Origin of the sequence: Streptomyces pristinaespiralis (genome assembly GCF_001278075.1) — a bacterium.
GTDB classification, from domain to species: domain Bacteria; phylum Actinomycetota; class Actinomycetes; order Streptomycetales; family Streptomycetaceae; genus Streptomyces; species Streptomyces pristinaespiralis.
This window is the reverse complement of sequence record NZ_CP011340.1, coordinates 68,739-90,166: the sequence shown is the minus strand read 5'-3', so window position 1 is coordinate 90,166 and position 21,428 is coordinate 68,739. Positions and strand designations below refer to the sequence as shown.

General features: G+C 68.9%; 22 protein-coding genes and 2 pseudogenes. 15 read left to right on the top strand and 9 right to left on the bottom strand.

All coding sequences use genetic code 11. The features are described from left to right. Window positions 1–23: 23 nt before the first annotated feature. A complete protein-coding gene (glpK, locus tag SPRI_RS00325; protein ID WP_005322127.1) occupies window positions 24–1,538 on the top strand; it encodes a glycerol kinase GlpK in 1,515 nt (504 codons plus the stop codon). Between the two features lie 96 nt (window positions 1,539–1,634). Here the strand turns inward: glpK and SPRI_RS00320 are convergent, their stop codons facing one another. Further along, on the bottom strand, window positions 1,635–1,847 hold the full coding sequence (locus tag SPRI_RS00320) for a DUF6207 family protein (protein WP_005322128.1): 213 nt from the start codon (window positions 1,845–1,847) through the stop codon (window positions 1,635–1,637). Window positions 1,848–2,123: 276 nt separating this feature from the next. Then, window positions 2,124–3,449, bottom strand: coding sequence for a hypothetical protein (locus SPRI_RS00315; protein WP_005322130.1), 1,326 nt, complete (start codon window positions 3,447–3,449; stop codon window positions 2,124–2,126). A gap of 226 nt (window positions 3,450–3,675) precedes the next feature. Between SPRI_RS00315 and SPRI_RS00310 the strand changes: the two genes are divergently transcribed. The 3 genes from SPRI_RS00310 to SPRI_RS00300 all read left to right on the top strand — a co-directional run bounded on the left by SPRI_RS00310 (window position 3,676) and on the right by SPRI_RS00300 (window position 5,131). Next, complete coding sequence (locus tag SPRI_RS00310; protein WP_005322132.1) at window positions 3,676–4,269, top strand: hypothetical protein; 594 nt, start codon at window positions 3,676–3,678, stop codon at window positions 4,267–4,269. Between the two features lie 39 nt (window positions 4,270–4,308). After that, window positions 4,309–4,497 (top strand): hypothetical protein, encoded by a 189-nt coding sequence (locus SPRI_RS00305; protein ID WP_005322133.1) that lies wholly within the window; start codon window positions 4,309–4,311, stop codon window positions 4,495–4,497. Window positions 4,498–4,579: 82 nt separating this feature from the next. Continuing rightward, complete coding sequence (locus tag SPRI_RS00300) at window positions 4,580–5,131, top strand: DinB family protein (protein ID WP_005322141.1); 552 nt, start codon at window positions 4,580–4,582, stop codon at window positions 5,129–5,131. Between the two features lie 234 nt (window positions 5,132–5,365). Here SPRI_RS00300 and SPRI_RS00295 read toward each other — a convergent pair whose 3' ends face one another. Then, window positions 5,366–5,767: a hypothetical protein gene (locus SPRI_RS00295; RefSeq protein ID WP_005322145.1), complete on the bottom strand. Its 402-nt coding sequence runs from the start codon at window positions 5,765–5,767 to the stop codon at window positions 5,366–5,368. Window positions 5,768–6,005: 238 nt separating this feature from the next. Between SPRI_RS00295 and SPRI_RS38360 the strand changes: the two genes are divergently transcribed. Continuing rightward, window positions 6,006–6,209: a hypothetical protein gene (locus SPRI_RS38360; RefSeq protein WP_005322151.1), complete on the top strand. Its 204-nt coding sequence runs from the start codon at window positions 6,006–6,008 to the stop codon at window positions 6,207–6,209. Window positions 6,210–6,484: 275 nt separating this feature from the next. Here SPRI_RS38360 and SPRI_RS39015 read toward each other — a convergent pair. Both SPRI_RS39015 and SPRI_RS00290 read right to left on the bottom strand, forming a co-directional pair. Then, window positions 6,485–6,775 (bottom strand): annotated as a pseudogene (locus tag SPRI_RS39015) (NF041680 family putative transposase); the annotation flags it as partial. A 183-nt stretch (window positions 6,776–6,958) separates the two neighbouring features. Continuing rightward, window positions 6,959–7,804: a TolB-like translocation protein gene (locus tag SPRI_RS00290; protein ID WP_234020481.1), complete on the bottom strand. Its 846-nt coding sequence runs from the start codon at window positions 7,802–7,804 to the stop codon at window positions 6,959–6,961. A 316-nt stretch (window positions 7,805–8,120) separates the two neighbouring features. On the opposite strand from SPRI_RS00290, the gene SPRI_RS00285 reads away from it, so the two are divergent. Then, window positions 8,121–8,708 (top strand): SUKH-4 family immunity protein, encoded by a 588-nt coding sequence (locus SPRI_RS00285; RefSeq protein ID WP_037775672.1) that lies wholly within the window; start codon window positions 8,121–8,123, stop codon window positions 8,706–8,708. Between the two features lie 211 nt (window positions 8,709–8,919). On the opposite strand, the gene SPRI_RS00280 is transcribed toward SPRI_RS00285, so the two are convergent. Continuing rightward, window positions 8,920–9,597, bottom strand: a complete 678-nt coding sequence (locus SPRI_RS00280) for a hypothetical protein (protein WP_234020482.1) — start codon at window positions 9,595–9,597, stop codon at window positions 8,920–8,922. 354 nt (window positions 9,598–9,951) lie between these two features. On the opposite strand from SPRI_RS00280, the gene SPRI_RS00275 reads away from it, so the two are divergent. Both SPRI_RS00275 and SPRI_RS00270 read left to right on the top strand, forming a co-directional pair. After that, the gene (locus SPRI_RS00275) at window positions 9,952–10,557 is read left to right on the top strand and encodes a hypothetical protein (protein WP_037775674.1); all 606 of its coding nucleotides are present in this window, start codon (window positions 9,952–9,954) and stop codon (window positions 10,555–10,557) included. Between the two features lie 150 nt (window positions 10,558–10,707). Then, on the top strand, window positions 10,708–11,217 hold the full coding sequence (locus tag SPRI_RS00270; protein ID WP_005322163.1) for an AAA family ATPase: 510 nt from the start codon (window positions 10,708–10,710) through the stop codon (window positions 11,215–11,217). A gap of 107 nt (window positions 11,218–11,324) precedes the next feature. Here the strand turns inward: SPRI_RS00270 and SPRI_RS38355 are convergent, their stop codons facing one another. Further along, window positions 11,325–11,540, bottom strand: a complete 216-nt coding sequence (locus tag SPRI_RS38355; RefSeq protein ID WP_158685259.1) for a hypothetical protein — start codon at window positions 11,538–11,540, stop codon at window positions 11,325–11,327. A gap of 107 nt (window positions 11,541–11,647) precedes the next feature. Here SPRI_RS38355 and SPRI_RS00260 point away from each other — a divergent pair, with 107 nt between their 5' ends. Further along, window positions 11,648–11,947, top strand: a complete 300-nt coding sequence (locus SPRI_RS00260) for a hypothetical protein (RefSeq protein ID WP_106428505.1) — start codon at window positions 11,648–11,650, stop codon at window positions 11,945–11,947. A gap of 255 nt (window positions 11,948–12,202) precedes the next feature. Continuing rightward, the gene (locus SPRI_RS00255; RefSeq protein WP_053556604.1) at window positions 12,203–12,580 is read left to right on the top strand and encodes a relaxase domain-containing protein; all 378 of its coding nucleotides are present in this window, start codon (window positions 12,203–12,205) and stop codon (window positions 12,578–12,580) included. Between the two features lie 165 nt (window positions 12,581–12,745). Here SPRI_RS00255 and SPRI_RS00250 read toward each other — a convergent pair whose 3' ends face one another. Next, window positions 12,746–14,434, bottom strand: coding sequence for a Helicase associated domain protein (locus SPRI_RS00250; RefSeq protein ID WP_005322170.1), 1,689 nt, complete (start codon window positions 14,432–14,434; stop codon window positions 12,746–12,748). A gap of 626 nt (window positions 14,435–15,060) precedes the next feature. Here SPRI_RS00250 and SPRI_RS38350 point away from each other — a divergent pair. From SPRI_RS38350 to dnaB, 3 genes and pseudogenes are all read left to right on the top strand, one after another. Continuing rightward, a complete protein-coding gene (locus SPRI_RS38350; protein ID WP_005322172.1) occupies window positions 15,061–15,312 on the top strand; it encodes a hypothetical protein in 252 nt (83 codons plus the stop codon). Beyond that, window positions 15,309–15,923 (top strand): DciA family protein, encoded by a 615-nt coding sequence (locus SPRI_RS36585; protein WP_005322173.1) that lies wholly within the window; start codon window positions 15,309–15,311, stop codon window positions 15,921–15,923. Before SPRI_RS38350 ends, SPRI_RS36585 begins: the two co-directional genes overlap by 4 nt. A 133-nt stretch (window positions 15,924–16,056) precedes the next feature. Continuing rightward, window positions 16,057–17,327: pseudogene (gene dnaB / locus SPRI_RS00240) on the top strand (replicative DNA helicase). A gap of 101 nt (window positions 17,328–17,428) precedes the next feature. Here dnaB and SPRI_RS00235 read toward each other — a convergent pair. Continuing rightward, window positions 17,429–18,679: a hypothetical protein gene (locus SPRI_RS00235; protein ID WP_005322175.1), complete on the bottom strand. Its 1,251-nt coding sequence runs from the start codon at window positions 18,677–18,679 to the stop codon at window positions 17,429–17,431. A gap of 601 nt (window positions 18,680–19,280) precedes the next feature. Here SPRI_RS00235 and SPRI_RS38345 point away from each other — a divergent pair. Next, window positions 19,281–19,964 carry a hypothetical protein gene (locus SPRI_RS38345; RefSeq protein ID WP_158685261.1) on the top strand — a complete coding sequence of 228 codons (684 nt, stop codon included), beginning with the start codon at window positions 19,281–19,283 and terminating at the stop codon, window positions 19,962–19,964. Next, window positions 19,961–21,349, top strand: a complete 1,389-nt coding sequence (locus SPRI_RS38730) for a hypothetical protein (RefSeq protein WP_050791661.1) — start codon at window positions 19,961–19,963, stop codon at window positions 21,347–21,349. Before SPRI_RS38345 ends, SPRI_RS38730 begins: the two co-directional genes overlap by 4 nt. The last annotated feature ends 79 nt before the right edge of the window (window positions 21,350–21,428 follow it).

Here is a 21,428-nt window from a genome sequence, read left to right as displayed (position 1 = left end):
ACCGGACGAGTGAGAGGCCAGCCATGCCCGAGTTCGTCGGTGCGGTGGACCAAGGCACCACCAGCACCCGCTTCATGATCTTCGACCACGACGGCAACGAGGTCGCACGCCACCAGCTCGAACACGAACAGATCTTCCCGCGCTCCGGCTGGGTCGAACACGACCCCGTGGAAATCTGGGAACGCACCAACTCCACGATGCAGAACGCCGTCCGGCAAGGCGCCCTGTCCGCAGCCGATCTGGCGGCCATCGGAATCACCAACCAGCGTGAGACCACCGTCATCTGGGACCCCCACACCGGCCAGCCCCACTACAACGCCATCGTCTGGCAGGACACCCGCACCGACTCCATAGCCGCCGCCCTCGAGCGGGAACACGGAGAACTCATCCGGCGCAAGACAGGCCTGCCGCCGGCGACCTACTTCTCCGGCGGCAAGATCAAATGGATCCTGGAGAACGTCGACGGCGTCCGCCAGGCCGCAGAGAACGGCCGGGCCGTCTTCGGCAACACCGACGCCTGGGTCCTGTGGAACCTCACCGGCGGCCCCAACGGCGGCATCCACGCCACGGACGTCACCAACGCCAGCCGGACCATGCTGATGAACCTCGAGACCCTCGACTGGGACGACGAACTCCTCGACATCTTCGGCATCCCACGCGCCATGCTCCCGGCCATCAACCCCTCCTCGCACCCCGAGGCGTTCGGGACCACCCGCACCACCCGCCCGCTGCGCACCGCCGTACCCATCACCGGCGTCCTCGGGGACCAGCAGGCGGCCACCGTCGGCCAGGTCTGCTTCCGCCCCGGCGAAGCCAAGAACACCTACGGCACCGGAAACTTCCTGGTCCTCAACACGGGCACGGAGATCGTCCGGTCCCGCAGCGGCCTGCTGACCACACTGGCCTACCAGTTCGGCGACGAACCGGCCGTGTACGCGCTGGAAGGATCCATCGCCGTCACCGGCTCCGCCGTCCAGTGGCTCCGCGACCAGATGCACATCATCAGCTCCTCCTCCGAGGTGGAGGCACTGGCCCGACAGGCACAGGACAACGGCGGCATCTACTTCGTCCCCGCCTTCTCCGGCCTGTTCGCCCCGTACTGGCGCTCCGACGCCCGCGGCGCCATCGTCGGCCTCGCCCGCTTCCACACCAACGCACACCTGGCCCGAGCGACCCTCGAAGCCATCTGCTACCAGAGCCGCGACGTCGCCGAAGCGATGGCACAGGACTCCGGCGTCGCCCTCGACGTCCTGCGGGTCGACGGCGGCGTCACCGCCAACGACCTGTGCATGCAGATCCAGGCCGATGTCCTCGGCGTACCGGTCAGCCGCCCCGTCGTGGCCGAGACCACCGCCCTCGGCGCCGCCTACGCGGCCGGACTCGCCACCGGCTTCTGGCAGAACACCGACGAACTCCGCTCCCACTGGCACGAGTCCAAGCGGTGGGAGCCCCAATGGAGCGACGAGGAACGGGAAAAGGGCTACGCGGGCTGGAAGAAGGCCGTGGAACGCAGCCTCGACTGGGTCGACGTCGAATAACCGAACCGGACGACGGAGCGCCTGCGAAATGCCACCACGCCAAGAGGGCACCCGGCCGGCGATCAGGCCGGGCTGCCCTCGGCTCGCCGGACGAGGCTAGGCCGGCGGATCGGGACGGCGGCGTACGTCCGCGTACACGCGCGCTCTGACTCCCGCCTCACCCGGCGTGCGCCATACCGGCGTGACACCGGAGGTGACCCACTGCTGCTGGAGACCGTCCAACACGGCGCGGACGGTGTCCTCGTCGGCGGCAGTGATGTCCAGGACCACGAGACCCGGCTCGGCGATGTTCTGCTCATCGATCTGCATGCCGGTCCCGACGGCTGCGTCAGGCCGTCCGGTTCGCCGGCCGGAGCAGAAGCATCCGTACGAGGGAGCCCCGTCGGCGACTCACCGGGGCTCCGGTCGCGCGAACCGCACCCGGGGCCGTAGACAGGGAGGAGCAGCTGCGTCCGCCGACAGGACCGGGCGGGCTGCGCCCCGGTCCGGGGAGCCGTGCCGTCCCGAGCGGCACGGCTCCCCGCCGGGACACAGCGCCCTCACCCCCACCACGCCCAGCTCCCCACCACAGATGAACGGCGTGGCTCAGCGCCCGACGCCCGCCCCGTAAAGATCGAGCGTCCCCATGTCGTTGCAGCTCACATCGCGCAGCCCGCACTCCTCACCCGGGTTCCGCACCCCGTCCGCGCGCAACTGGGCGACCACCAGGCGCGCGGCCCGTTCGGCGGACTCCTCGGCCGCCTCAGGGAATCGGGCACTCCACTGCCAACGTTCGCGGTGCTGCCAGCCGATCTCCCGCATCGCCGCCGCCTTCTCGGCGGAGTCCTCCTCGGCACGGTCCGCACGGTAGGCCCGCAGACCCTCCTCGGGATCGAACCCGAGCCGCACGCTGTCACGGCCGTTGTGGGTGATCACAAAACCCGTCCAGTTCAGACCGACCTGCGGCGGCAGGTGCTCCACGAACGAACCCAGCAACACCGTGAGCGCATCCTGCAGGTGGTCCAGGCTCGGTGCCAGCCGGCCACCCGGAAACACGTCGGGCCCCCACCCCGGACCGCCGCGGTCCAGCTGCCACAGATACGGCAGGTGCCGGAAGTCCGACGGCTCGTCCGCGCTCCACGGCCCGCCCCACTTGAACGTGCGGTGCTCCTCCTCCTCCGACTCCCCGGTGTCGTGCACCTCCAGCACCACACCCGCGCGGTCCCCGGTGAGAAGCAGCAACCGCCGCTCGTTCCGCCACCGCACTCCCGGCCCCTCGGCCGAACCACCGTGCAGCGTGGGAAGACCGATACGGCCGACAACAGCGTCGTAGACCTCACCGAACGCCGCCCTGCGCCGGGCGAGCGTCGCGCCGGGCCCGTAGGACAGCACCCGCTCCCGCTCACCGGGCCTGCCACCGTCGTGCAACGCCTCGGCGATCTCCGCCGCGGCACCATGCAGCGGCGAGAGGGGGTGCACCGCAAGCCGGCTGGCCCGCCGGCTGCTCTGGAAGATCACGGTGTGGCGCTCCCCGCGCCAGCGCAGCCCGGGGGCACCACCGCAGTCCTCGTACCGCACCGGCTCGCCGACCCCCGCAAGCGCCTCCGCGAGAGCGGCGATGCGAGAGGCGGCCGCACCCCCCGGCGACGGCCGGTAGGAGTGATCCAGCAGATGCACCTGCCCGTAGGTGTACCGCGTGGAGTCGAAACCGAGCTTGCCCGCCTCGAGCACCAGCTGCGTGCCGGGCCGGCCAGGAGTGACCACCACCTGGCCGTCGTACACCTTCCCCTGCTCCCACCCCGGACGGGACGCCACCAGCTCCCTGACCGTGGCCAGCTCCCAGTCACCGAAGTCCGCCTCCAGCAGCTCGGCCACCGTGTGGACGGCGTCGTCGTAAGTGTCGTGATTGTCGCGTGACGGGCTGTCAGTCATGGGCAGATCGTGGCACGCGGCACCGACACCGGCTGCGGCGGACCCCGCGATCCACCGGACGGCACACCAACCGCGTTCCGCTGCACGGTCATCCTCCGGTCGCACCACTGCGCCGGCCGTCAAGCGGAGCGCGTTCAGCCCCCAGCACGATCCTCACAGGCCCACCTGACTGGGATCTTCATGACCCAACGGGCCGAACAGCAGGCCACCCAAGCGAGGACCGCACATGCCACGACTCCTGCACGCCGACAAACCGCCACCGCCCCTCGGACGATTCCACGCCACATGGCGGACCGCCCACGAGCCCGTAGCCGGAGTGTCACGGCGCATCCAACTCCTCGCCTACGCCGTTCCGTTGGCCGTCCTTCCCTCCAGCATCTGGCGACTCCCGGCCGCGTTCGACGGCGGTCCCGGACCCGGCGAACGGGCGTACGTCGTCTCCCTGTCGATCCTGTCCGAAGCCTTCGCGTTCACCGCGATCGGCCTGATCGCCCGCTGGGGCGAGGTGTTCCCGCGCTGGATCCCGGTCCTGCGCGGCCGCCGGGTCCCGCGGACAGCAGCGGCCCTCCCCGCTGCCACCGGGGCCGTGATCCTCACCCTCCTGTTCACCCTCCTGTTCACCGTCTCCGAAATCAGGGGCACCACCATCCGAGGCGGCGACCAGCCGGCCGACTTCCCCAGCCGGGCCGGCGGCTGGGAATCCGCCTGGTTCTATATCTGCTACGCGCCGCTGACCCTGTGGGGGCCACTGCTGGCCGTGCTGACCGTCGCCTACTGGAAGCGCCGTTCCACCGCCCGGAGAAGACCCGCGACGGCATGAGGGCCGGCGTCTCGGCACACGAACCCGAAGGAGCACACCATGACCCGCGCCGCAGGGGACACCAGCGCCCACCACTACGACCGGCTCCTCGCCGAGCGCCACAGCTACCCCAAGCTGCGGCTCGCGTCCTCCTGGCTGGTCGCACAGTGCCGGACGGCGGGACTGGAGGCCCGCCACGACGCCGCAGACTCCACGGGGATGCGGGTGCTCCACGCGGTGAAACCCTGACGGGCGTTCACCCCTCCCCAACGAAACGACCGTGGCAGCCACGGCCGCACAGCACGAGCAGCGCGAACGGAGACGGGCGGACATGAGCGATCCCACCAGAAGAGCAGAACTGTTCGGCGGCGCCGACAACGATCGCCGGTTCACCGGCCCGACGACCGGCGACGAACGACTGATGCTCGTCGATGTCCTCGGCGCCCAGCGCGCCACGCTGCAGTTGAAGTGCTCCGGCCTGGGACCGGAGGTGTCCCTGCGGTCCGTGGAGCCCTCCACGCTCTCGCTCCTCGGCCTGGTCCGGCACCTCGCCGACGTCGAACGCCGCTGGTTCCGGCGGGTCCTTGCCGCCCACGACGCACCGGCCCTCTTCTCCTCGCCCGCGGACCCCGACGGAGACTTCGACGGCGCCACGGACGATCCCGGGACGGTCGCCGCGGCGTGGGAGACATGGCGGACCGAGGTGGCCTTCGCCGAACGGTTCGTCACCGAGGCCCCCGACCTGGACGTCGAAGGAGAGGACCCCTGGCGCGGCACGGTGTCGCTGCGCTGGGTACTCATCCACATGATCGAGGAGTACGCCCGCCACAACGGCCACGCCGACCTGCTCCGCGAACGCATCGACGGAGCGGCCGGCCTATGACCCCACAGCCATGCCCCCTCCGGCCCCGTGGAGCCCGGCTCCTGCATGCCCAGGAGCTCACCCGCAAGCACATCAAGCCCGCGCGGGCGCGCACGCGATCCAGCTCACCGAACCACTCAAGGGCGTAGAGACCTTCGAGCCCGACCGGCAGCTGAAACTCACACAACCGCGGCCTCACCCGTCCCCAGAAACGGACATCAACTCGCGACCCCCACCGAGGGCCGTTTCACCCCGTCAGGATTCTCCAGGTTTCTCAAAGCGGTTGAAGCCGGCGAGGCGGGGCGAGACGGAGAAGGGGAACGAGCCGCCGTCGGGAGTCTTGAGAGCCGCCACGATGTCCGCGTCCGGATGGCCGAATACCTCGAAGTGCTGCACGGTGCAGTGCTCCATAACCTCCCGGATGTACGGGTCAGACAGCCGCCAGTGGGTGCGGATGGAATCGGAGTCCCGGTAGAGCTGGAAGCTGTACGCCAGCATCCGCTCCTCATCGACGAAGACCTCCACCATGAGCTGGGGGCCGTTCTCTTGAGCAAATGCCACCGCGCGCGCGATGGCGTGCCGAAAGCCGTCGAGCCGGCCGTCGGTGATGCGCATGGTGTTGCGGAAAAGAATGGTGCCACTGTTTGTGATCTCCATACCCCGAGTGTCGTACCTCATCCGAACTTGAGGTCAAGAGCCTGTTCCGCCGGCGCTCGTTCGCTCCCCGGACGAGCTGACCGGACTGGTCGGTCCGCACACGGACTCCTTGGAGAGCACCTCTGAGCTTCCTCAAATGCGCCGTCACACGGTGGCATGCGGGGGACGCTGACTTCGAACCAAGCAATGAGCCTGCGGTTGTCCGCAGGCCCCTGAGGGCTGAGACGAGGTGGCACCAGTGGAATTGTGGGTCGCAATCAGCGGTTTCGCGGCGGTTATTGTGCTCTATGGCGTGATCCAGTGGGCCATCGACGTGCGGCGCGAGCGCGACCATGGCAGTAACAGTCACTGGCAGACGCCCGTCGGCCCGGCCGACCACGCCGGTGGAGCATCGGGTCAGACATTCTCCATGGGCGACGGGGGCGGAGAGAGCCCGTCATGAGGAGGACCGCCTTCCGGCCGGCCACCGCCCGCCGGTAGACGCCAAGCAGGAACACCGTCCCCCGGCGGCAGGCTCCACTCGCTGCCGTATGACCACACCCCCGACGTCATCCCTGGCCGGCAAGGACATCTGCTGCACACTTCCGCCTCGGGGTCCGCCCGGCGGCCGAGGGACCAGGCGGGCGGGATGCCACCAGCTCGAGGCGCCAGATGGTCGGCTCCGGCTGCTCGATCATCGGCGGGAAATGGCTGAGCTTTCCCTGTGACGACCCAGGATGAGTACCCGAGAGTCTGCTTGAGAGTCGAAAGGTGCGCTCCACGTCGAACCGGCGAAGGAACGCCTGCCAACAGCGGTCGACGCGTCCTGAGGATCGGCGCCGGTGCCCGACCACCACAGCCAGACAGGCTCATTCACGCCGCCGCTGGGCAGTTTCTCGACCGACAGGCGGATCACGGTGTGCCCTCGATGATCGGCAGCGGTCCTTCGTGATCGCCCCATGCCGCCCGGCGGGTGAGCCGGGGATGCAGCCGGCCCCCCGCTTGCGCCGTCGCGGTCCGCTGAAGTTGCCTCACCCGCGACGTTGCGCGCGAGTTTGCGGCCATCACCACCAAGCAGATCACGCCAAGTATGGCTGAACTGCTCATCTGGTGGTCTCCACTCGACCGCGGGGTCGGGTTCCTGGACGTTGGAGTGACCATGTCGGCGTGTCGTCATACCGTGCGCACCACGACATGTCCGGGTGTGCGGGTTCAACGCCCGTCGAGCCGCCACAGGTAGAGGAGCGTCTGGTCCTGGGAGACCGTGTACCAGGTGCCGTGGCCCGCCCCACGAGCGCTCCCGTGGACGGGGAAGGGGTAGGCGATCCGGCCGCGCAGCGTCATGGTGGCTGGGTCGACGAGCCAGTGGCGGGGGTCGCCCATGTCGTACCCGGTGCCCACGACAGCGGCGTCGTCGTGAGGGAAGGCCGCCTCGTAGTCCCAGCGCGCGTGGTCGTCGCCCGAGGGCGGCGGTACCGCGTCCGCGGCGGCGAGTCGCCGCAGCTCCTCGCCGTCCTCCTTCTGGAGGAGGTAGAGGCACCACTGCCCCGGATCCGTGGCCAGGAGGTGGCGGCCGGACGGGCTCACGGCGAGGAGCACCTGCTCGTCGAGTCGCCGTACGGAGAGCGTCCGGCCGTCCCAGCGCCCCCACAAGGCGGGTGAGTCCTCGTCACCCTCGCCGACGGTCAGGCCCATGTACGCGGGGTCTGGGTGGGGGGTGGGGAACGAAGACCCTACCGTCCCCGTCCCGACCCGGCCCAGGACCGTGCCGTCGGCGGGGTCCAGGACCAGCCACTCCTCCAGGTCTTCCCCCGAGTCGCTGCGGACGTGCGCCCAGAGGAGCTTGCCGTCGGGGGAGAAAGCAGCCGAACCGTGGTCGGCGTAGCGGTGGTTGCGGTCGTCGGCGTATTCGACGAAGGAGGTGTGGGGCTCTGCGCACACGGTGGAGGACCAGCAGCCATGCCGGACCTCCCACAGCACGGCACCCGCACGGTCCACTGCCCGCAGCGCGTGCACGCCGGCGAACACGGCCACGTCCCCCGCCGGAGAGACCGTCACCGAGCCGAATCCACGTGGCCACGGCGCGGGGAAGCGGACCTCCGGCCCGTTTTGGTCCAGGTCGCGGACGGCTACCTCGGTGTCGCCGCGCTGCACCAGAAGCCGGTGGCCGGGCCCGCACAGCACGTGCGGGGCGTCCGCCGACGCAGGGCTCAGCAGTGCGGGGCGTCCGCCGACGCAGGGCTCAGCAGTGCGGGGAGGGTGGCGAGGAGACGGGCGGAGACAGGCACGGAACTGGACCCCCACGGACGGCATGGACGCTGTGTGTGGGATGGTTCCACAGCTCGAAACAGGCGTCCGGAGGGGAGCCCACCAGGTGGCCGAGGAGAACGGCTCGGGGCGGTACACCCCTCACTGGGTGCGCCCCGGCCATTGGGCTCAGAACGGCACGCTCGACCTGCCCACGGCGGACGCACGCGAGGTGGCCGACTGGCCCGCGCCGGTACGGGAGGCGTTGGAGGTGGCCCGCAGGTACGGGCTGCCGCACGGGGACACGATGTGTCTGCCGGTGCCCGGCTCGGCGCCCTTCTCGCGTGTGGCCGGCCGTTTCTGGAGTCTCGGACTGACCGATACATGGCCCGCTCCCGAGTACGTCCTCGACGAGACGGGCCGTGTGTGGGTGCTCGCGGAAGGCGTCGACCCCGCCAAGCGGTTCGTCAACTCATCCATGATCGATTTCCTCGACGCGCTCGCCGCCTGGGAGTACCGCTGCGAACACGTCGACGACTTCGACGACTTGGAGCCGCCGGACGACTACGGAGGCGACGACGACCCCGCCGGGGAGGCCCGGGTCGCCTTCGGGATGGAAATCCGGGACCGCCTGCGGGAGCTCGACCCGCCCGCATTCGAGATGGACACCTGGTGGGACCGGGTCTACGAGGAGGTGGGATACGACGCGATCTGACGGGCAATCGCCATAGCGAGATCGAAATTTTCGAATTGCCTCGCAAGATGATCGTGCTTCCGTAACCCTCCGCGACCGCTCCCCAAGATCTGTGCCAGAACCCCCACATCGGGAGGCACCGCAGCCCGGCCCCGGTCGATTCACGTGTGCCTGACGAGGAAAACAGGTCAGTGTTGGCGAGAGGGATGGCGTGATCCAACGCTCGTCCGCATCAAGAGAGAGCGCTGGTGACGACTTCGGCCGACTCGTCAGCCGACTCGGAGGTCAGACGGTAGAACCCCTGAAGACTGACCGAGCGCTCGAGACGGCCATCCACCACGTGCTTCAGGCTGCGGGTCTGTCCTCGGCGGTTACGCCAGGTAGGCCTCGCAAGCAGTTCGCCGGGGATCGGCACATCGAAGCGTACGGGCGTCGCGTCCACATGGACTGCCACGGCGCCGCAGCCATCGGCACCGAGCATCGACCAGTCGCCGTGCCCGGAGTACGCCGGGTCTTCCCATGTTGCGGGGGGAGTGCCACAGCAGGCGCGCCGCTCCAAGTCGATCACCCGCAGCCGGCTCACCAGGAACACCTCGCACCGGTTGACGTGCAGCGCGTACACCTCGTCCCCAGCACGCGCACCCGTCCACGCGGGCAGGGAGGAATGAATGCCGCTGAAGGCGACCGGCGGTCGCTCGCCCACGCGGCCCGCCTTGCGCAGAGCCCGGCACGTGTCATGGGTCCACAAGACGGTGAAGGCATCAGACATGCCGTGATCGTATGAACGGAGGCTGACAGCCTCCCGCCTCACGGAATCTTCTACTCCCGCCCCGGCTCCGCCGCCCCAGCCGGACTTCGTCGACGCCTTCACCAGCACGACGATGATCGGAACCGAGAAGAAGAGCGACACCAACCCCACGCTCAACAAGGCGATGCGGCCGCAGGGGAACACCGTGACCGGCTGAGACGTCGGGCCCGGCCCTCCCACCGCAGGACCGGGCCCGAGCGGGGTCCTGCACATGGATCACGCCCGCGCGCTGCCTCACCAGCGGTTGGCCCCGCTGGACGAGCGCCTGGCCGGCACGGTGGCCAGGCCCGTCGTCCTGCCCGAAACGATCGTCGTCGACCGGGGCCGGCCACGGTCCGCGTCTTGCACGTTTGCCCGGGGAGCGCGGTGGAAGAGTCGCCCCCGAGACCGTCCGGCCGAGTCGCTGGCGGGACGGCCGATTCTCCTCGACGTCCTGAACAGAACAGGAGCCCGCCGTTGCGCCTCTACGCCGAGATCCCCGCACGCCGGAACCGCCAGGTGCTCGTGGACCTGATCGCCGTGGCCCTGATCGCCCTCACGGTGTGGGCGGCATTCTTCGTCCGCGACATGATCATGCTGCTCGCCGAGCCGGGGCGGAAGGTCGAGAGCTCCGGAGACGGCCTCGCCGAGGAACTCGGCAACGTCGGGGACGCGGCGTCAGACGTACCGCTCATCGGCGACGTTCTGCAGCAGCCGCTCCAGTCCGCAGCCGACGCCAGTACCGGCTTCGCGGACGCCGGCGCATCGCTCCAGGAGACCGTCGCCCAGGTCGCCGACGTGACGGCCACGGCTCTCATCGTCCTCCCCGTGCTCCTCATCCTGGTTCTGTGGCTCCCCCCGCGCCTGCTCTGGATCCGCCACAGCATGACCGTCCGCCGTCTCGCCGACGCGCCCGGCGGCGCCGACCTGCTCGCCCTGCGCGCCCTCACCGGCTCGCCTGCCGCCCTCGTCAAGCTGCCCACCCCGCCCGGCGGATTCGCCGACGCCTGGCGCCGGGGCGACCAGGAGGCCATCGCCACCCTCAGCGCGGTCGCCCTCGCACACACTGGCCTGCGCCCCTGACGCACGCCTCCCACGGCGAGGGACAGCCGACGCACGGATACAGGTCGGGGGACCGGGGCGCGTCCGGGCCGGCCAGCCCGCCACAAGGTCCTCGGCGACGAAGCTTTCCACGAACTCCCTACGTACTTTGCAGCCCAGTGAGAGCGGCTCATGTCAATGGCCGCCGTTATCGTGCCGGTCGTGGTGGGAACCGAAGACACACGCCTCATCGTGGTCCGCGGCAACAGTGCCTCGGGGAAGTCATCCGTCGCAGCCGGCCTGCGTGAGAAGTTCGGCCGCAACCTCGCGATCGTCGGCCAGGACAACCTGCGTCGGATCGTGCTGCGCGAACGCGACCGGCCCGGGGCTGCGAACATCGGCCTGATCGACCTGACCGCCCGCTACGCCCTGGACAACGGCTTCCACGTCGTCGTGGACGGCATCCTGTACGCCGACCGCTACGGCGCAATGCTCCAGGACCTGCTGCGCGCACACAGTGGCGTCTCCCGCTGCTACTACCTCCACGTGCCCTACCCGGAGACGGTGCTCCGGCACGCGACTAAACCCGATGCCGAGTATCTGCAGCACGTCACCAAGGCTCACCTGCGCGACTGGTACCGGGAGATGGACCTGCTGCCCGACGGCCTGGAAACCGTCATCGACCCGGCCAGCACCCTGTGACGCCTATGAGGTGTGGACCCTGTTTCCCCAGGCAGGGGCGTTCCTGTGAGGTGACCGAGGAACCTGTGCGCCGCTCGTGCCGACGCCGGAATATTGGTGACATCCGGTTACCGGTTGAGCTCCGCGTCCTGGGGGCAGCCCGCTCCGAGGCTCCGTCGCGGACTCAGCGATGCGGTGGGGCGTACTCCGAGGGTTCCGCGGGCTCGCAGCTCGTCCAAATCTGGCAGGTGGACGCCGGGCAGTGTGTCGAGCAGGTCGGCCTGGGCGGCGTGGAGGTGCGCGGGAGTCTCGGGGCCTGTGCCGAGGTTGCGGCGATCGGTCACATGATCATCGTACCGGCGGGCCGCAGGGCTTGTTTCTGAACTCCCAGATGTATGACGATCGTTCGCTACCGTTCGCGGCAGTCTGTATGCGTCTGCAGGGTGGTGAAATGACGACTCGTCCATGGCTCACGGTCCTGGCCTATGTTCTGGTCATCGTCGGCTCGACCATGTTCTTCATGAACGCCGAGGCGCTTTTGAACGGCGACGCCGTCGAGTGTGACGGCAGCCCGATGAGACCCGGTCAGTGGTGTGCGAGCTTCAGCGGCGGCGAAAGCTTCAGCTATGACGAGGAGAAGGAGAACGAAGCCTGGGGGGAACTCGTCGGTTACGCCGGGGTAGGCCTCGGCGCCCTCGGCATCGCCCTCTTCACCAGCCTTTGGATCACCACGCGACGAAGAAACCGATGACGTACTGCCAGCCGTTCGCGCAACGGTCACTGTGACGGCTTCACGAGCGGTGCACCTTCGGCTTGATCCAAGTGCCTCTTTGGGGTTGCTGAGCGAGAGCCCCCGTGGTGGCCGTCACGTCCCGCTGCGGGGACTCTGGCTTGTCTGCGGTGCTGTTGCACCGGAGCTCTGCAGGTCCGGCTCTGCGGGCATCGGCCGGGCCGCCGGTCGGATGGGCGCCTGATGGTGCCTGGCCCGTGGCGCGCCCGTACGGGCGTGATTGCCGCACGGTTCCGGCACTTCGAGGACCGCGACGGCGGCCCGCTGCTCCACGACCATGTGCTGCTGTCGGTCAAAGTCCGCCGCTTGGACGGCCGATGGGGCACCCTGCACACCCGCCCGTTCCTCGAGTACGCCGTCGCGCTGTCCGAGCTCTACAACCAGCGGCTCATGGAAGAGATCTGCGAGCAGTTCGACCTCGCGACCGGGGCCCGGTACCCCCCCCGGGCCTGCGGCCGGTCATGGAACTCGCCGGCATCCCCGAGCAGCTCATCGACTTCACCGCCACCCGCAACACAGCGGCGTGCGTTTCCGGATGCAGGGCCGGATTCGGCCGGGCGGGCCTGCCAGTTGCCCCCATTGAGTGCCCGCTGACCGGCCCGATGACAGACCGCGACCGGCCCAGAGCGCCACGGCATCCGCGGTGGCTGCGCTGTCGCACCCTCACGCCCACCCTGATTCTCGGTGTGCACCTCACCTACGGGCAGGCGGTACATCCCGCAGTACCGTGCTCGGCACTGGACTGCCTGCGCCTGTGCCTTACGTCCATCGCATCCCGATCGCGGACAGCTGCTCCACCCGTTCCGGGGACAGCGTCGTGGCCCGGCTGCGCTGGTTGCTGATCCACGCCCCGAGCCGGAGCTCTCGCTGTTCCTGGTCCTTGCCGAGGATGATCCGTTCGGTGTGTTTGCGTGGCACCTTCAGATGTCCCTCGCGCTCGAAGAACTGCCGGGCCGCGGCGAGGTGCATCGCCCACTTCTCCGCCTGGCTGGTGCGTAGTTTCGGCTTCTCGTCCTCGGTGGCGGGTGTGATGCCGAGGACGTGTTCGCACATCCACTGCTGCACGCCGGTGAGCTTGTCGAAGCCGAGCCGCTGCGCACGGACCCACCGCCCGAGGTCCTCGCCCCGGTGTACGACGTCACCCGGCTCGGTGGGCAGTTCGCCGCCGACCTCCTCCAAATGCAGGCGGGTGAGGTGGAAACAGCGCTGCCATTCCACCGACCAGGCCGGGCACCAGGACGGATCGATGTCCTCCAACTGCTCGCGGCGTTCCTCCGACAGGGCGCCGGACCACGACTGGACCGGCAGTCCCTCGGCCTGGCGCTGCTCGAGGTCCTGAGCGCGCCGGGCGGCGGCCCGCTGGTTCTTGAGCCAGATGCCGACCTTGTAGCCCTGGTGGGTGGCGTCCAGCGGGGCCAGGAGATGGCCGTGTTCGGCCGCCCATCCGCGCGCGGCGACCAGGCCTTCCTCCCAGGCGACGTCGAAGTGGGACCAGATCATGCCCAGCCTCTCCAGCTGGGCGATGCGGTCCTCGTCCATGTCGCCGCGGGCGTAAAACCTCCTGGCGTCGGCGGTCCACTGCCCCAGCGGGAAGTTGGCGAGTGACGCCGGCCATCCGACCCCCTCGGCTTCCTCGCCCTCCGGCACGCGGTATGTGAATGGGACGCGGAGGTCGCCGTGTTCGCGGGCGTAGATGACGGCGGCTTCCACGCCGCGCCGCCAGTGCTCGTGCTCGGGGTCGAGGACGCGCAGGTTGATGAACGCAGCCAACTGTGCCGGGTCGCGCGGCGTGGAGAACTTCAGCAGCGCCCGCGCGGGCGCCGACGGCCCACCAGACCCGATCCCCTCGCCTCGGTTCTCCGGGCTCCCGCTGCGGCTCCGGACGCCTGTGACGCGGCTCTGCGCCTGCTGCTCCGCCAGAGCCTCCACGACGCGGGCGTCGTGCGCGCGCAGCGCCTCCAACAGCTTCGCCAACCCGCCGAAGGCCCGCGAGGTGAGCATGTTGTCCGCCGTCTCGCCCGGACCGAGCAGTACCGGCACCACCAGGCTTGCCACCTTGCCCTCGCCCGGCTGCATCCGCAGCGCCCGGCCCACGGCCTGGGCCAGGTCCGGCATCGACCCGCGTACATCCGCCCAGTACACGGAGTCGCAGTTCTTGGTGTCGACGCCCTCGCCCAGGACCTTCACCGAGCACAGGAAGCACTTCTCCACCACGCTGCCGTCGCCTGTGATCCCGGCCGCGAACTCCCCGAGCAGCCGACGGCGGTGGAGCGGCTTGTGGTCGCCGCACAGCCAGTTGGCCCAGATCGTCTTGGGGTACAGCTCCGGGTCGCTGGTGTTCAGCTGCGCGGCGATGTCGGGAAGCCCGGCCGCGAACGCTTCGGCCTCCTTCACCACGTGGTGGAACACCAGCGTCCGGCGGAAGCCCTCCTCTGCGGACGCTGTCACCAGCGCGGTCTGCAGGGCGGCGAGCCGCGCCCCGCGGACCTCGTCCGTACTGAAAGTCTGCGGGGAAGTGTCAGCTGGGCATCGTCATCTAAATGTCAGTGGTGCAGCCTCGGTGACCTGGTAGTTGGCACTGATGGATGGTGCTCACCTGTTGCTGACATGGGTGACGAAAGGCCAGGTCATTCTCACGCCGACTGCTATAGCAGGTGCGGGGTTTGTGCTGGTCGGAGGTGGTGGGCCGTAAGGGAGCGTAGCGAGTTTGCTGGCCATGGCGGTCCTGGTCGTGCACGCTGCCAGGGTTACGGTGCCCGCCTTGGCCGGTCCGGTCGCCTGGCTGTCAGCCCGGCATGATGAAGGAGATCTTGGGGGCCTTCCCGTGACTCGAAGACCACGACGCCGACACCAACACTCAGGAGATCCGCCAGGACCTCGAGCGGGCCCTGGCCCTGCTGGACGACGCGGTCAGCACCTCCAAGCCGACCACCCGCTGTCCCGAGCACCCGGGCGGCCCCGTCGGCCCGGACGCCGCGGACCTGTGTCTGCTGTGCGAGACCCGCCGGCGATCGGGGACGCGCGTACCGAATCCGCGCTCCGCCGGCGGGGAGGACGATGAGGCGTCGGCACGCGTGCCCTCGAGCCACAGGATCCGTGAGGACCAGCCGCAGCCGAGGAAGCGCTGGGTCCCCGAGATGTGGAACGGGCTGGCCTGGCAGATGTGCGGCACTCCCCGCCACAGCGAGCCCGAAGCCGAGCAGTACCTGAGCCGGCTGTACCAGGGTCCGCAGGCAGCGCCGGCCTATCGGCTGGTGTACGCCTTCACCGACCACAGCGTCGTCCGGGTCTGGGGTACCCCGGCGCTCCGCCAGGTCGAACTTTGAACGACCAGCACCCGGGCAGCGAGGCACGCGTCGATCTGGCGGCACTGGCCCTGCGCCGGGCTCGCGAGGACGCCCGGCGGGGCCGCTTCACCGAGCGCGCCCCCGCCGTCCGCCGGCAACGCGTGCGGGGACGGACCCCGCCGGTCCTTCTCGCGCGAGTCCTGCTTGACCTGTTCGCCGTGTCCGAGGCCTCGCCGCTGCCAGCCTGGCATTCGGTGGCCGGCCCCCTGGCCCAGCACGTGGTCCCCACCGACTTCGACTCCGAGACCGGGACGCTCACCCTGGCCGGCCCCTCGGCTGCCTGGCTGACCAACACACGGCTCGTGGCGGACCGGCTGGTGCAAGGGCTCAATGACGTGCTCGGTGCGGGCACGGTGCGCCATATCCGTCTGGTGAAGGAAAACCCCTCCCAGGTTCCTTTGCTGCCCCCGATGCCGGACAGCTTACGTACACCACGACCGGAGCCGACAACTGCGCCGCCCGACCCCGCCATCGAGGCGGCTCTGAACCGACAGGCCCGTCAACTCCCGTGCGAAGCAGACCAACCCCTCCTCCGGTGGGCAGGCCGAAACGGTGATCATGCAGACCCGAGCGTGGCTACTCTGACCTGATGCCGCGTGCTGCGGCCAGCGGGACCTGGGAAACGGACATGGGGGAGAGGGAACCGGGGTGACCATCGACGACAACGACGCCGCACTGCACCATCCGCACGATCTTGAAGCGGAGAAGGGAGTGCTGAGGGCGATGCTGCTGTCCAAGGACGCGATCGCCGACATTGTCGACACCCTCCACGGGCACGACTTCTACCGGCCCGCCCACGATCTGATCTACACGACGATCCTCGACCTGTACGGGCGGGGCGAGACCACCGACCCGCTCGCCGTAGCCGCCCGCCTCACCCAGCAGGGCAGCCTGGAGAAGGCCGGCGGCTCCGCCTACATCACCGCCCTCGTCAACGGGCCTTCCTCTGCTCGGAGCTGGCAGACCAATGCCGACCGCGTACAGAACGCGGCCATGCTGCGCCGAACCAAGATCGCCGCGATCCACATCGAGAACCTGGCCTCCGATGCCGACCTGGACGCCGTGGACCGCATCGCCGACCAGGCGCAAGCCGAGATCTTCGCCGCCACCACCCGGCGCCCCCTGCTACCGCCGGCCAGCCCGCTCGGCGACGTCATGGAGGACACCCTCGACTGGATCGAGGCAACCGGCGGCCGCGACGCAACCCTGCCCGGCGTGCCCACCGGCTTCACCGACCTGGACTCCCTCACCGGCGGACTCCACCCCGGCCAGCTCACCGTCATCGCCGCCCGGCCCGCCATGGGCAAGTCCACCCTCGCCCTCGACTTCGTCCGCTGCGCCAGCATCAAGCACAACCTGCCCAGCGCCGTGTTCTCCCTCGAAGCCGACCGCAACGAGATCGGCATGCGGCTGCTGTCCGCCGAAGCCCGCGTCGCGCTGCACCACATGCGCTCCGGCACCATGACCGACGAGGACTGGACCCGCCTCGCCCGACGGATGCCCGACGTCAGCGCCGCCCCGATCTACATCCAGGACGGCGCCTACTCCAACGTCCACGACCTGCGCGCCCACTGCCGCTACCTGCAGGCCCGGGCAGGCGTTCAGCTCATCGTCGTCGACGCCGTCCACTTGCTCACCTACGGCACCAGACCGCTCGGCTCCCGCTACGAGGAAATCTCCGAGATCGCCCGCTGCCTGAAACTCCTCGCCAAGGAACTCCGCCTGCCGATCGTCGCGATCTCCACCCTCAACCGCAGCCCAGAGCAGCGCACCGACAAGAAACCCATGATCAACGACCTGCGGGACTCCGGCGCCCTCGAGGACAACGCGACCTCGTCATCCTCCTGCACTGCGAGGACGCCTACGAGAAGGACTCCCCCCGCGCCGGCGAGGCCGACTTTATCGTGGCCAAACACCGCCACGGACCCACCGCGACCATCACCGTCGCCTTCCAGGGCCACTACTCCCGCTTCGTCGACATGGCCCAGACCTAACCCCTGCAGCTGTAGGTTCTCAGATCCCGTGTCATTTTCTCAGTCGCGATGTCATGTGACTGGCCGAACTGACACGGACTGAGAATCGCTGGCCACTGCCGTCACTCGTTTGAGGACTCCGTTGCCAGCGGGATACCGCACCGCGGGCAGCCGTTTGCGTGGTCGTCCTGGCAGACGTAGCCGATGGCACCTTCCACGCACCATTCGGCGGCCTCCTCGGACAGCAGGTCGGGCCCGGCAAGGAGCAGCCGACGAAATTCCGTGGTGTCCGCAATGTCGGCCGGCCGGTTGGTGAACCACTTGTCGAACCAAGGCTTGTCCCGGTGTATGCGCCAGTGCGCATTCTCCCGGTCGTCGACAGCCGTAAGGAACCGATCGACGATGCGCCCCCAACTCGGTGCTCCGAACCAGCCGTTGTCGGACGCGCAGAAGGATTCGATCAGAGTTCGCAGGCCGAACTCCTTCTCGGTAAGGCAGTACCTTCGCCCCCATGAGATCGCGACCTGTGCCATCCCCGCGAGTTCTACGCGCGGATCAACCTCGTGTGCCGGGTCGTCAGGGTTGTGGCAGGCCAGCCCGAGCTCGAGCACAGACTGCCCGGTCGGTAGAACCCGGGACGGGTTGACGATCGCGAGACCGAGACCGATCCAGTCGACATGGTCGAACGACAGCATCGAGCGCACGAGTCGGGTGGTTGCCGTGTTGATCCGCATCATTGTGCCGTCGTGCAGCGGACTCTTCCCGGCATGCCAGTTCTCGACGGGTGTGTTGCGCCACACGGCGAGCGTGATGCGGGTGGCAGCGAGCCACAGCAGGGCGTCGTCGTCGAGGTGCCCGAACCGCTTGGCACACTCCTGGGCGCCGTAGGTGATCAACTCTTCCGGTTTCGGCCACCTGTGGCTGTCGGGCCCTTCAGGCCCTTCAGGCGCGTACTCGTAGTCGTCGGCGTACTCGTCGAGGATCGCGCTCAACTCGGCGGCGCTGTAAGCCTCGCTGTACTCGGAGCTGTCCGGCTCCTCGACGGTGTACATGTCGTGGTCCCAGGAGACGTACACGTCGCCCCAGAGTACGACGTCATCGCACTCGCTGGCGTTGTCCGTCACAACCGGCCTGATGGTGATCGGGGCAGTACGCCCGTCGGTTCGCTCGCCGTCCTTCTTGGCTGCCCATGCGGTGATGACCCCGAGCGGCTTCGGAAGGAGAGGGCCGACCTTGGTGATGCTGAACGGCTCGTCGTCGTCATCGGTGTCGAACCGGCTGTTGACGAACGCGACCGCCTCGGAGGGCGTGCTGACGATGGACTGGGTACCACTCTCGTTGTCAACCACTCGCCACAACGCGCTGTTCTTCACGATGCTCTCCGATCGCGGTGAGTGCACCCGGGGCGGGTGCGATGCGCCGGGTCGCTCGGCACTGACTCCAATTATGGGCTGATCAACCCGTCCGTAGTCCCGCAGGCCCTTGTCGGCGACGACGCTCGGGACGTTCGTGTGCAACGAAGGTGTGTGAGTGGGTGGAACGGATGGTTGCCGATGCAGGTTCGTGACGCCCCGGGCCGCGTTGCAGCCTGCTGGCCAGCCTGAGGAAATGACACCGATCTGAGACAGCCGCCTGCCGACACATCGTGAGACTCAAGGGAAATATCCAGGTCACAGGGTCGGCGCCTGACACTGAAGTTGAGAACCTACAGCAGCACACCGCGAACGAGAGGAACCATGGCCACCAGATCGACGACGCGGGCCCGCCCCCCAACCCAAGCAGGTAGACAAACCAGAGGCACCCAAGCGGCTGGCACCAGGAACAGAAGTTTCCCGAGAGCTATGGCTACTGAGCGGGAACGAATGCGCCTAGCCTGGCTGCGGAACGCGGCTGCTCAACGAGAATGACGACTGGGTAGGCGAGATCGCACACATCCGCGGTGCCAAGAAGGGGTCCGCACGGTTGGACTCCTCTATGACCAATCAGGAGCGCGCGGACTTCGACAACCTGCTGATCCTCTGCCCCACGCACCACGAACAAGTGGACGGCAAGAACGGCCGTACCCTCCACACCGTCGCTGACCTGACGCGCATCAAGCAGCAACACGAGGACCGCTTCCGGCGCGTGATCACTGTCATCGCGGAGAGCCAGGACGAATACGTCGACCTGACCCGACGCAACCGCGTGACGCCGTGCACGACGCTCGCGCGCCTCCTGCCCGACCAGGATGAGGAAACGGCCGCCTGGAACGCTGAGGTGGCCAACCGGTTCGCCGACGAGCTGCGCCGCGTCACACTCGCCGCCCGTGGACTGCTCAGCACGGTCCCATCGCGCCGTCGTTACAGACGCTGCACGATCTCCTACCGCAGCGTGCCGCTCTTCCGCTTGCGACAGACCTTTGGCGTGGCGGTGGCGGTGCCCGGCAGATCCCGCTCTTTTGTAGATGTCCGGGGTACGCGCCGCCAGGCGCGGGTAGTGTCTGTGTCAGCCGAGTCCGGGTCTTCGTTCGTAGCGAGGACACCAACTGGCACCCCAACTTGCCTCTTTCACCGTCCGGGGACGCGGCCGCACCGTGTCCACCAGCGGGTTCCTGTCTGTGCGCGTGCGCCGCCCGTCCGGTGTGCCCCGCGCTCTTCCTCTTTTGGAGTCCCGCGATGACGTCATCGCCGACCGTGGCCCGGGCCATCGAGTTCCTGTGCGAACACACCTCCAGCAAGAGCCGCGTGCTGGCCCTGCTGGCGCACGACCACGGGCCCAGTTCTCTGACCGCCGTTCTGACCTGCAAAAACCCTGAGCACGCCTTCGAGGCGACAGGCATTCTGCGCCGGGTCCTGGCGCTGCGTGACGCCGCAGCCGTCGATGACGAACTGACCGCTCTGACGGCCCAGATGCCGGATGCACCGGCCGGCTCCCTGCGCCAGGCCGTCACGCGAGCCGCGAGCGGGACCTGGCCCGCAGAACCCGGCACCTTGCTCACGGCGACGGACCCGGACTCGGAGCCGTTCGACGACGAACCGGATTCCTCGGCAGCGCCCGCAGCGGCGGGCCATCCGCGGCTCAAGGACCTGCCGGGGAAGGTCGTGCGGATCACCCACCTGCGCGAGTTCCACATCACCGACGAAGACGCGCTCCTTCACGCCGCTGCCCGCCGCGGCTGGGAACCGCTGCCGGCGTCCGAACTCGGCGACGACGACCCACGCGACCTGGCCGGCGCCGTGATCACCCTCACCGAGGACAGCGACGTCACTGGCAGCCAGACGCTGGAAGACCAAAGCTCGGCAGAGGTGCTGAGCGTCGAAGACGGCGACGAACTGGCCGACTGGAGCGCAGCGCCCGTCGTCACCCGGTTCGTCCACGGCTGGCGCCTGCGCCAGCAGCGCAAAAGGCCCGCAGCCGGTGAGCAGACGCCGAACTTCGCCGCCCTCTTCGCCGTACGGGACTGCCCCTGCAAAGGCGAGGACCCCGACTGCGAGGAGTGCGGCTGGCAGCTCACCCCCCGCACCGCCGACCTGCTCCACACAGCCCTCGTTCTCCTCGCAGACCAGGCCTACGACGACGCACACCGCCTGGGGGACCAGTTCCTGCCGGACGCCGACGCCACCACCTGGGAAGTCTTCGACCGGCTGCCTCCGCTCACCTGGACGGCCGACCACCGATGGCGGCGGCGCATGGCGCGCGCCTTCGACGACCTGGCCGCAGACCTCGCCCGGGGCAAGTGGCCCGAACCCACCTGCACTGCGGAGGAGATGGCCCTGCACCTGGCCATCGAGGACGCCCCCACCCACCTGGAAGATCGCCCACCCACGGATCCCCACCACACGCTCCCCGAACACGGCGACGACTACAGCTGGGACGACTGTTCCGATCTGCTGTTCCAGGACCACGACGTCCTGATGCTCTTCGACCCGAAACTCGGCGGTATCGCAGACCCGGAGGACCTAGCGAACCAGTCCGTGGGTGTGGGCGACCTCAGGGCGGCCGCCTGGTTCGAGCCCTTCGGCAGCCACAGCGTCCGCGATCCCGGGCGAGGCTTCCGCCGGTAGGGCACAGCGCCTCCACGCCGGGCGCCGTGAGACCCTGAGCCGGGGCTTGAGCGCGGAGTTCGCAGGTCGTCCGCCCGAA